This window comes from Mesorhizobium sp. M7A.F.Ca.CA.002.05.1.1 (assembly GCF_003998335.1).
Taxonomy (GTDB): Bacteria; Pseudomonadota; Alphaproteobacteria; order Rhizobiales; family Rhizobiaceae; genus Mesorhizobium.
Genome location: NZ_RZQI01000110.1, coordinates 1 through 10,939 on the forward strand (window position 1 = coordinate 1; position 10,939 = coordinate 10,939).

9 protein-coding genes are annotated in these 10,939 nt (G+C 63.5%); all 9 read left to right on the plus strand.

All coding sequences use genetic code 11. The features are described from left to right. The coding region (locus EN939_RS08440; RefSeq protein WP_164750916.1) for an SDR family NAD(P)-dependent oxidoreductase at positions 1-567 on the plus strand (567 nt) is incomplete at its 5' end. Positions 568-662: 95 nt separating this feature from the next. Continuing rightward, positions 663-1,613, plus strand: a complete 951-nt coding sequence (locus EN939_RS08445) for a LysR substrate-binding domain-containing protein (protein WP_023810154.1) — start codon at positions 663-665, stop codon at positions 1,611-1,613. A gap of 87 nt (positions 1,614-1,700) precedes the next feature. Beyond that, on the plus strand, positions 1,701-2,735 hold the full coding sequence (locus EN939_RS08450; protein ID WP_127267661.1) for an amino acid ABC transporter substrate-binding protein: 1,035 nt from the start codon (positions 1,701-1,703) through the stop codon (positions 2,733-2,735). A gap of 82 nt (positions 2,736-2,817) precedes the next feature. After that, positions 2,818-3,981, plus strand: a complete 1,164-nt coding sequence (locus tag EN939_RS08455; protein ID WP_127267662.1) for an ABC transporter permease subunit — start codon at positions 2,818-2,820, stop codon at positions 3,979-3,981. 3 nt (positions 3,982-3,984) lie between these two features. After that, positions 3,985-5,064: an amino acid ABC transporter permease gene (locus EN939_RS08460; RefSeq protein WP_127267663.1), complete on the plus strand. Its 1,080-nt coding sequence runs from the start codon at positions 3,985-3,987 to the stop codon at positions 5,062-5,064. Between the two features lie 11 nt (positions 5,065-5,075). Further along, on the plus strand, positions 5,076-5,840 hold the full coding sequence (locus EN939_RS08465) for an amino acid ABC transporter ATP-binding protein (protein ID WP_127267664.1): 765 nt from the start codon (positions 5,076-5,078) through the stop codon (positions 5,838-5,840). A gap of 32 nt (positions 5,841-5,872) precedes the next feature. After that, complete coding sequence (locus EN939_RS08470; protein ID WP_236383032.1) at positions 5,873-7,303, plus strand: FAD-binding oxidoreductase; 1,431 nt, start codon at positions 5,873-5,875, stop codon at positions 7,301-7,303. A gap of 95 nt (positions 7,304-7,398) precedes the next feature. After that, entirely contained in the window at positions 7,399-9,069 is a 1,671-nt protein-coding gene (locus EN939_RS08475) for a thiamine pyrophosphate-binding protein (protein ID WP_127267665.1), read from the plus strand. Next, positions 9,066-10,939: hydantoinase/oxoprolinase family protein (locus EN939_RS08480; protein WP_164750917.1), on the plus strand; the 1,874-nt coding region annotated here is incomplete at its 3' end. The genes EN939_RS08475 and EN939_RS08480, both read left to right, overlap by 4 nt.

The window sequence follows — 10,939 nt, forward strand, 5'->3', positions numbered from 1 at the left end:
ATCCAGGTAGGCCCACAGTGCCACGCCGCATTCGAGGCGATCGTTTCGAAACTCGGGCGCGTCGACACGCTTATCAATTGTGCCGCGATCTACCCTCGCCGCCCGCTCCTCGAAATCACCGACGCCGACTGGGATGCCTCCAACGGCATCAACATCAAGGGCACCTACCACATGATGGTGGCGGCGGTTCGCCACATGCAATCGCAGGAGCCGAAGAGCCACGTCCGCGGCCGGATCGTGAACCTGACCTCGGTCGACGCCTTCAAGGCGCATCCGCAGAACGCTCACTATGCGGCGACCAAGGCCGCCGTCGTCAGCCTTACCCGATCCTTTGCCCATCACGTGGCGAAGGACGGCATTCTGGTGAATTCGGTGGCGCCGGCCGGCATGGCGACGGAGAAGGCGAAAGCGCTCGGCTTCCTGGAGGAACTGGCCAAGGCGAGCCCGCTCGGCCGCGGTGCCGAGCCAAAGGAGATTGCCGAATGGGTGCTGATGACGGGCAGCCCCAAGAACACTTACATGACCGGTGAAAACGTAATTGTTTCAGGTGGTTACATATACGCCTAAGTCTCTTTCGCCGCGGGCGACTGAACTCTGGCAGTGCATGACCGAGGCAGTGCATGACCGACCGGGCCACAAGCAGGGAAAGGAACGGAATTTCGATGACCGGCAAGCTGCGCCTTCCCTCGCTGAATGCTCTGCGCGTGTTCCACGCGGTCGCGCAGCACAAGAGCTTTCGGCAGGCGGCGGATGAATTGCTGGTCACGCCGCAGGCCGTCGGACAGCAGATCAAGCTTCTGGAGGATACGCTCCAGGTAACGCTGTTCGAGCGTAAGGGCCGGTCGATCGAACTGACCGAGTCGGCCATTCTTCTGTCGCACTATGTCAAAGCCGGCTTCAACGAGTTTGCCGAAGGCGTTCGCCGCGTCACCAAGTCGAACTATCGGGACCGCATCAACCTGAATGCGAGCCCATACTTCGCCACGCATTATCTCCTGCCGCGGCTTTCGTTGTTCCGGGAAATCTTGCCGGGCGCGGACCTGCGCCTGACGACCATGGTCGACCTGCCCGATTTCGGGCGCGACGATATCGATATGACGGTCCAGTGGGGCTACGGCAACTGGTCCGACTATGAAACCACGTTGCTGGTGCCGGATCCGAAGATCATCTGCTGCACGCCGGCGATCGGCGAAAGGATCAAGTCGGCGCATGATCTGACACAGTTCACGTTGCTCGACACCGTCAAGTCGAAGCGTCTGTGGCCGGACATATTGCGCCACCTTGGCGTGGAACTGACGGATGGCGACCGCAGCATCAGCTTCGACGACGCCGCGACCATGCGCCGGGCGACCTTGCAAGGCATAGGTGTGGGCTTGGTTTCCGTCATCGATGCCGAGGAAGATTTCCGGGCGGGCACGCTGGTCGCGCCGATCGGCCGCGACGCCATTGCCGACATGAAGCCGGAGGAAGTCCCGGGCTTCTATCTTGTCGTCCCACGCGGACATCTGCGCGTGAAGGCGGTCGCGGCACTTCACCGATGGCTGGCTCAGCAGGATTGGCGCGGCGACCTCACGATTTCCTCGTTACCGAAACCGGCCCCGCTTTCCGACTAGAAGCGGCTTCGAGACCGAGGCCTGAAAGACGCCTTTCGGGCCTCCAACAACAAGAAACCAAACAACCTCAAACAGTGGAGACGGAACATGAAAATGATGAAATGGGGGGCTTCGGCCCTGGCCCTTGGCCTCGTGCATTTTGCGGCGCCGGCGGAAGCCGCCGGCGGCAAGACGCTCGAAACCGTCAAGGCACGCGGCATGCTGAACTGCACCGGCCATGACGGCTCCTATCTCGGCTTCGCCGAGGTGGACGACAAGGGCAACTGGAAGGGCATGGACATCGACCTCTGCAAGGCGGTGGCCGCGGCCGTGTTCGGCGACCCTGCGAAGCTGAAAGTCGTTCCTATCAGCTGGGCCCAGCGCTGGCCGGCCCTGCAGTCCGGCGATGTCGACATCATCGTCAAGGCCTCGGGCGGCACGCTCAGCCGCGACACCGAACTTGGGCTGCAGTTCTCCATGTCCTACTATCTCGGGACCACCAAGGTGATGGCGCACAAGGAGCTGAACCTCAAGTCGCTCAAGGATGCCGCAGGCGGCACGATCTGCATTCCCGCCGGCACCTCGCAGGAACAGCAGGTCGCTGCCTATACTGCCAAGCTCGGCATCAAGCTCGAACCGGTGCTCATCGAGAAGACCGAGGAGCTCGAGCAGGCCTATTTCTCGGGACGCTGCGATCTTTATGCGCAGTGGGGTCCGACACTGGCCATTGCGCGCATCGCCAAGAGCAAGGTCGACGACCATGTCATCCTGCCCGACGTGCTCGCCGTCGAGCCTGAAGTCATGATCATGCGGCAAGGCGACGACAACTGGGTCGACATCGCCAACTGGACGCTGAGCACGCTGATCTTTGCCGAGCAGGAAGGCATCACCTCGAAGAACGTCGACGAGATAAAGGCCAAGCCGACTTCACCGCAGGTCGCCAAATTCCTCGGCGTCACGCCAGGCATGGGCAAGGGTCTCGGGCTCTCCGACGACTGGGCCTACAAGGTGATCAAGAACGTCGGCAACTACGGCGAAATCTTCGATCGCGATCTCGGCAAGGACTCGCCCTACAAGATGGATCGCGAACTGACCAATTTGTGGAACAATGGCGGTGTCCTGTTCCCGCTGGTTGTTGATTGATCCGTTCTGAACGCATCCCGCTCCAGGTCCCGCCCGGCTCCCGCCGGGCGGGACCGCGCGGCAATTCGGGAAGGATTTCTGAATGGTCAGCCTGCTGAGAAATCAAAAAGTCCGCAACGCACTGTTGCAGATCCTGTATGTCGGCTCGATCGCCGCGATGGTGCTTGCCGGCATTGTGATCGCCAGACAGAACCTGGCGGCGCAGGGGATCACCTCCGGATTCGACTTCCTGTTCAAGTCGACGGGCTGGGACCTGAACTTCTCGCTGCTGCCCGCCACGGCCAACGACCCTTATTGGTGGTACTTCCTCATCGGGATCATCAATACGCTGTTTCTGGGAACCGTCGGCCTGACGCTGGCGACGATCGTCGGAACGATCGTCGGCCTGGCGCGGACATCCTCGAACGAATTGGCCCGGCTGCTCGGCCGCACCTATGTGGACATCTTCCGAAACATCCCGCTGATCCTCCAGGTTTTTTTCTGGTATGCCGTCATCACCCATCTGCCGACGCCGCGCGCCGCGCATGAGGGATGGGGCTTTCTCCTCACCAGCCGGGGGCTTTACATCCCGTTCCCCAATATCAGCAGCGCCGCGCTCGCTGCGGCGACATTGGCTGTGATTGCCGCCATCGCGCTGCCGATCTGGCTGGGCAGGACATCGCGCCTCAGCCTGCCGGTCGGCCAGCGTGGCGGCATTCAGCTTGCCGGCACGGCGGCGGCACTTGCCTGCGCGGCCATCGTTCTGGTGGCCGGCCGCCTGGCCGACTCGCCGCTACTCGATTTTCCGGCGCTGCAAGGTCTCAATCTGCGAGGCGGCCTGCGCATTCCGCCGGAGTTTGCGACACTGGCCATCGCGATCGCCATCTATGGCGGCTCCTACATCGCCGAGATCGTGCGCGGCGGGTTCAAGGCTGTCGGCAAGGGCCAGGTCGAGGCGGCTCTTTCCCTGGGCCTCGGCCCGTGGCGGGTCTTCATGCTGGTGCGGCTGCCGCTGGCACTACGCGCCATGCTGCCAATCCTCGCCAACCAGTATGTCTGGCTGATGAAGGCGACCACAATGGGCATCGCGGTGGGCTTCACCGATTTCTTCATGATCGTGGCGCTGACGATCAACCATTCCGGCCAGACAATCGAAGCGATCGGCATCCTGATGGCTGGCTTCCTCGTCATCAACCTCAGCCTCGCCGCCATCTTCAACCGCATCAACAAAGCAATCGCCCTCAAGGGCAACCAGTTGAGGGGGTGAGGGATGGAAATGGTCGTTGTCGCCCCTCCTGCCATTGGCAAGATCGAGGATCTGAGGCGGCGCTTCTTTGCGACGCCCCTGCAGGCATTGCTGTCGCTGGCTTCCCTGGCGGTCATGGTCTTCCTGGCCTGGAAGCTCCTGAATTGGGCGGTTTTCTCGGCCGTCTTCACGACGAGCGGCGGACCCGAAGCCTGCCAAGCGGCGGCGGGAGCCTGCTGGTCGGTCATTGCCGCGCGATGGCGCATCATCCTGTTCGGCCTCTATCCCTATGACGAGCAGTGGCGGTCGGCCCTGGCTTGCCTGATCGTCGTGGTCATGACGGTGCTAAGTTGCGTTCCAGCCTTCTGGACGGGTCGCCGCATCGCACTCGTATGGGGAGCCGGAACGGCGCTTTTCTACGTGCTGATGAAGGGCGGCGTGCTTGGTCTGCCCTATGTCGGCGAGGAGGCCTGGGGCGGACTGGCGCTGACCCTGTTCATCTTCGTGACCACCTGCCTGATCGGCTTCCCGCTGGCGATCTGCCTGGCGCTGCTGCGCCGCTCCGGCCTGCCATGGATTTCCCGCACCACTGGCCTCATCATCGACGGGGTGCGTTCATTGCCTCTGATCTCGATCCTGTTCACCTTCGCCATCGTGCTGCCGTTCGCACTGCCGCAATGGCTGGTGGGCGACAAGCTGTACCGGGTGATCCTGGGCTCGGCCCTGTTTTTTTCCGCCTACCAGGCGGAGATCGTCAGGGGTGGGATGCAGGGCGTTCCCAGTGGGCAAGAAGAGGCAGCCATGGCGCTTGGCATGCGCTATTGGCAGCGCGTCGGCCGCATTCTTCTACCGCAGGCCATGCGCAATGCGCTGCCGGCGACGATCAACCAGTTCGTGATCTCGTTCAAGGAAACTTCGCTGGTGATCATCGTCGGCTTCTTCGAGATCCTGGCCTCCGGCAATGCCGCCTACGGCACCGGCGAGTGGCGCTTCGCCTATGTCGAGGTCTATGCCTTCATCGCCTTCATCTACTTCATCTTCGTGTTCAGCCTGTCCCGCTATGGCGCTTTTCTCGAGCGCCGTATGTCGGTCGGCGAACGATAGGGGGCGTTTACGTGATTTCAGGAAACTCGCCCCGATCCAGCGGCCCCGCGGTGCTGATCGAAAATCTCGACAAATATTACGGGACATTCCAGGCGCTGCGAAAGGTGAGCTTGTCCGTGGATCGCGGCGAGAGGATCGTCGTCTGCGGCCCGTCCGGCTCCGGCAAGTCCACCATGATCCGCTGCATCAACCGTCTGGAGCAGCACAATGGCGGCCGGATCACCGTGCTCGGCACCGAGCTCAACGACGATGTCGGCAACATCGACGGGATCAGGCGGGAAGTCGGCATGGTGTTCCAGCACTTCAACCTGTTTCCACACATGACGGTGCTGGAGAACTGCATGCTCGCGCCCATGATCGTACGCAAGGTGCCGCGCGCGGATGCCGAGGCGACCGCCCGGCGCTATCTGGAGAAGGTACGCATTCCCGAACAGGCGATGAAGTATCCCGGTCAGTTGTCCGGTGGCCAGCAACAGCGGGTCGCGATAGCGCGTGCCCTTTGCATGCAGCCCGAGATCATGCTGTTCGATGAGCCGACCTCTGCGCTCGACCCGGAAATGATCGCGGAAGTGCTCGACGTCATAGTCACGCTCGCCTCCGAAGGCATGACAATGATCTGCGTCACGCATGAGATGGGTTTTGCGCGCCGGGTTGCCGACCGGGTAATTTTCATGGATGGAGGCGAGATCGTCGAACAGGCGCCTCCCGATGAATTCTTCACCTCCTCCCGCAACGAGCGCACGCGGCAGTTCCTGTCGCAGGTGCTTGGTCACTGATCGATGCAACGATCCCGCGTCAGGCCGCAGCCATGTCCGTGACTGATCCCGTCACCGCCTTGCGCGATATGCTCGGACCGAAAGGATGGCTTTCGGGCAGCGATGCCAGGCCCTATCAGCGCGATTGGCTCGATCGCTACGGCGTCGCGGCTCTGGGCGTGGCCAGGCCTGCGGACACCTCCGAAGTGGCCAGTGTCGTAAAGACATGCCACGCGGCCGGTCTGGCGGTCGTGCCGCAAGGCGGCAACACCGGGCTTTGCGGCGGCGCCGTCGCCGATCGGCCGGATGCGGTGATCGTTTCGCTTTCGCGCATGACGGCGATCGGCAAACCGGACTTGGACAGCGGCTCGATCCTCGTCGAGGGGGGAGCCGTGCTTGCCGCGCTGCACGAGGCGCTGGAACCGCACGGCCTGATGTTTCCGATGCATCTCGGCGCGGAAGGCAGCGCCAGGATCGGCGGCCTGGTCGGCACCAATGCCGGCGGCAGCCAGGCATTCCGGTATGGCATGATGCAAGACCTCGTGCTTGGCCTGGAGGTCGTGACCCCTGATGGGGCGATATGGAACGGGCTGCGCGCGGTGCAGAAAGACAATGCCGGCTACCAGTTGCGCAAGCTCTATTGCGGCGCGGAAGGAACGCTTGGCATCGTGACGCGCGCGATCCTGCGGCTCTACCCGATGCCGCGGCGGCAGGCGAGCGCGCTTGTCGTCATGTCCGATTTCGCCGCGGCGATTTCGTTTGGCACCTTTCTGCGGGGCGAGGTGGGGGAATTCCTGACCGGGCTCGAGTTCTTCTCCGACATCGGGCTGGGACTGGCCCTCAAACACCTGCCCGACCTCGCCTACCAGTTGGAGGCACGCGGCGAGGTCTATGTGCTGGTCGAACTGGCATCGGGCGCCCCCCGCGTTCCGCTCGACGAGATACTGGCTTCGGCGCTGGAGTGGGGCATGGAGCAAGGCCTGGTGCTGGACGGAGCATTGGCGGCGACGGGCGCGCATCGCGCACAATTCTGGCGGCTGCGAGAGGAGCAGCCGGAAGGACAGAGGCTGGAAGGAGAGCAGCTGAAGCACGACATCTCGGTGCCTCCGGGCGCTATCGCCCGTTTCGTCGAGGCCGGCGCAGAGATCTGCGACGACATTCTTCCCGGCGTGCGGATAAACCCGTTCGGGCATCTCGGCGACGGCAACATCCACTACAATCTGTCGCCGCCGGAAGGCCGCGCCGATTTTGACGGCAAGGCCGAGCGGTTCGCCGAGGCGCTATCGTCGCTCGCCACGCAAATGGGCGGCAGTTTCGCGGCCGAGCATGGACTTGGCCGCGCAAAGGTCGCCATGGCCGACCGAAACCGCAGTCCATTGGAACGCGAACTCATGGCGCGGCTCAAGGATGCATTCGATCCACGGGACACGATGAATCCGGGCGTGCTGGTGCGCGCTGCCCGGCAAAGAAAAACTTTCGAATAGACGGCATTTCTTGATTTCGCCCCGAACCGCCTGCGTGCACCTATGAACCGAAGGCAGGCTCGATCGACCTGCCGCCAAAGTGAGGATGTCGAAGCATGATCCGCAATGGCGGCCGCCTTCTCGTCGAGTGCCTGATCGGGCTTGGCGCGACCAGGAGCTTCGGCGTGCCCGGAGAAAGTTATCTGGCCGTCCTGGACGCGCTGCACGACACGCAGGGAAAGCTGGACTACACGCTTTGCCGCAATGAAGGCGGCGCGGCGTTCATGGCCTCGGCCTACGGCAAGTTGACCGGCTCGCCAGGCATCTGTTTCGTGACGCGCGGCCCAGGCGCCACCAACGCCAGCATCGGCGTTCACACGGCCATGCAGGACAGTTCGCCGATGATCCTGTTCGTCGGCCAGGTCGGCACCGACATGAAGGGCCGCGAAGCGTTTCAGGAAATCGACTACCGGTCGGTGTTCGGCACGGTCGCCAAATGGGCGGTCGAGATCGACGATGTCGCGCGCCTGCCCGAGATTGTGGCGCGGGCATGGACGACCGCATTGACCGGACGACCTGGTCCCGTCGTGGTCGCGCTGCCCGAGGACATGCTGACCACCATGACCGAAGCGGCTCCGCTCAGCGCACCGGCGGCCATTTTCGAGCCGGCGCCGGCGCCGGAAGCGATCGCTTCGGCCTTCAGGCTGCTGGCCAAGGCCGAGAGGCCGGTCCTGCTCATGGGCGGCGCCAACTGGACCGTGGACGGACGCGCGGCGCTACAGGCTTTCGCAGAGGTTTCCGACATCCCTGTCGTGGCGGCCTTTCGCTATCAGGACCAGTTCGACAACCATTCGCCGGTCTTTGTCGGCGAGGCCGGCGTCGGCATGGTGGCGCATGTCAAAGCCCTGCTCCGCGACGCCGACGTGATCCTGGCCGTCAATGTGCGTTTTGGCGAGATGACCACGGACGGCTATACGCTGCTGTCCGTGCCGGTGCCGCGCCAGAAACTGATCCATGTCCATGGCTCCGATCGCGAGATCGGCAAGACCTATGTGCCGGCTATCGGTATCCATGCCGGGCCGAACGCTTTTGCCCGGGCGTTGACGCCCGTCAAAGGCGGCTGGGCGGACTGGCGCGCCGCGGCCCGCAAAGCCTATGAAGGGACATTCGGCGCGCCCGTCCAGCCCGGCCCGGTGGACATGGTGGAGGTCAGCGCCTGGCTGCGCGCAAACCTGCCTGCCGACGTCATTCTCACCAACGGCGCCGGCAATTTCACCGTCTGGCCGAACAAGTTCTTCAAGTTCGGGCCGGACGCACGGCTGCTCGCCCCGCAGTCTGGCGCCATGGGCTACGGCCTGCCGGCGGCAATTGCCGCCAAGGTTGCGTTTCCAGAACGCACGGTCGTCTGCTTTGCCGGCGACGGCGACTTCCAGATGAATTGCCAGGAACTCGGAACCGCTATGCAGGCTGGCGCGCAGCCGATCGTGCTGATCCTCAACAACGGCATCTACGGCACGATCCGCGCCCATCAGGAGCGCCACTATCCGGCGCGCGTTTCGGGCACGTCGCTCGAAAACCCTGATTTCGTGACACTGGCTAAGGCCTATGGCTTCCATGCCGAGCGGGTCGAGGCGACGCGCGATTTCGCGGCGGCGTTCGATCGGGCGCTCGGATCCGTGACGGGAGCGGTCCTCGACATCGCCATATCTCCCGAAGCGCTGACGCCCCGACAGACCCTTTCCCAGATGCGTGACGCCGCGCTCGCTTCCCAGAAGGCCAAGGCATGACCTCCAAAGACGACATCCGTCTCGGCGCGGACATCGGCGGCACGTTCACCGACGTCGCGCTCGACCTCAGGGGAACGATCTTCTCCACCAAGGTATTGACCAATTACGCGGCGCCCGAGCAGGCGATCCTGGACGGCATTGCCGTCGTCACGCGCGATGCCGGTATCGCGCTTGCCGAGATCGGCATCATCATCCACGGCACGACGCTGGCGACGAATGCGCTCATCGAACGCCGTGGCGCCAAGACCGCACTGGTCACCACCGAAGGGTTCCGCGATGTCATCGAGATGCGGACCGAAAACCGTTTCGAGCAGTATGACCTCGACCTGCAGCTGCCGGCGCCGCTAATCCCGCGCGAGCACCGTTTCACGGTAAAGGGCCGGATCGGTGCGGAAGGCCAGGAGCTTCAACCGCTCGACGAAGCCGCCCTGGAAGGCATTGCCGACCGGATCGCGGCCGGCGGTTTCGGCTCCGTGGCGATCGGCTTCATCCATGCCTACACCAACCCTGATCATGAGCGCCGGGCACGCGCTATCCTGTCCCGCAAGCTTACCATCCCGATTTCGATCAGCGCCGAAGTCTCGCCGCAGATGCGCGAGTTCGAACGCTTCAACACGGTCTGCGCCAACGCCTATGTGCGGCCGCAGATGGCGGACTATCTCGCGCGTTTCCAGACTCGCTTGAAGGAGATGGGCGCCGAGTGCCCGGTCTTCATGATCCATTCGGGGGGCGGTCTGATCTCGGTAGAGACGGCCTCGGAATTTCCCGTGCGCCTCGTTGAGTCCGGCCCGGCCGGCGGCGCCATCTTCGCCGCCGACATCGCCAGGCGATTCGGCCTGGAAAAGGTCGTCTCCTATGACATGGGCGGCACCACTGCAAAGATCTGCCTGATCGAGGATTATGCGCCGCGCACCGCCAGAACCTTCGAAGTGGCGCGTACCTATCGCTTCTGCAAAGGTTCCGGCATGCCGATCTCCATTCCCGTGATCGAGATGATCGAGATCGGCGCCGGCGGCGGCTCGATCGCCTGGGTCGACGCCATGGGCCGCATCCAGACCGGTCCCGAAAGTGCCGGATCGGAACCTGGCCCGGCCTGCTACGGCCGCGGCGGCAGGCGCCCGGCCATCACAGATGCCGACCTGGTGCTCGGCAAGCTCGATCCCGACAATTTCGCCGGCGGCGCCATCAGGCTGGACTCGCCCGCATCCGAACAGGCGATCCTGCGCGATGTCGGCGAACGCCTGTCGCTCGATGCCATGGCGACGGCCTTCGGCATCTGCGAGGTGGTGGACGAGAACATGGCCAATGCCGCCCGCGTCCATGCTGTCGAAAACGGCAAAAACATTTCCGACAACGTGATGATCGCCTTCGGTGGCGCGGCCCCGCTTCACGCCGCAAGGCTTTGCGAGAAACTCGGCATCGACCAGTGCATCGTCCCCAAGGGCGCGGGCGTCGGATCGGCGATCGGCTTCCTCAAGGCTCCGTTCGGCTACGAAGCCCTGGCATCCCGGCTGACGCGGCTGTCGCAGTTCAAGCCGGCCGAGGCCAATGCTTTGCTCGATGACCTCAAAGTGTCAGCCGAAAGCTTCGTGCGGGCAGGGGCCAACGGTACGATCACATGCGAAATCACCGCCTTCATGCGCTACGCCGGCCAGGGCTGGGAAATCCCCGTGCCGCTGCCGGACGAGCCGTTCGGCAATGATGCCGCAACCACGCTCGAGGATTTGTTCCAGGCGAATTACCAACGCTTCTTCGGCCGCGCCATCGAAGGACTTGGCGGCCTGGAAATCGAGATCGTCACCTGGTCCGTGAAGGCGACGGATGTCCGGCCTGCTGTCGCCAGGCACGAGCTGATCACCGGCAAGCGGAC

Coding starts and splice junctions, on each gene's coding strand:
- EN939_RS08460 (WP_127267663.1), top strand. CDS start 3,985: ATGGAAATGGTCGTTGTCGCCCCTCCTGCCATTGGCAAGATCGAGGAT.
- EN939_RS08450 (WP_127267661.1), top strand. CDS start 1,701: ATGAAAATGATGAAATGGGGGGCTTCGGCCCTGGCCCTTGGCCTCGTG.
- EN939_RS08470 (WP_236383032.1), top strand. CDS start 5,873: ATGTCCGTGACTGATCCCGTCACCGCCTTGCGCGATATGCTCGGACCG.
- EN939_RS08475 (WP_127267665.1), top strand. CDS start 7,399: ATGATCCGCAATGGCGGCCGCCTTCTCGTCGAGTGCCTGATCGGGCTT.
- EN939_RS08445 (WP_023810154.1), top strand. CDS start 663: ATGACCGGCAAGCTGCGCCTTCCCTCGCTGAATGCTCTGCGCGTGTTC.
- EN939_RS08455 (WP_127267662.1), top strand. CDS start 2,818: ATGGTCAGCCTGCTGAGAAATCAAAAAGTCCGCAACGCACTGTTGCAG.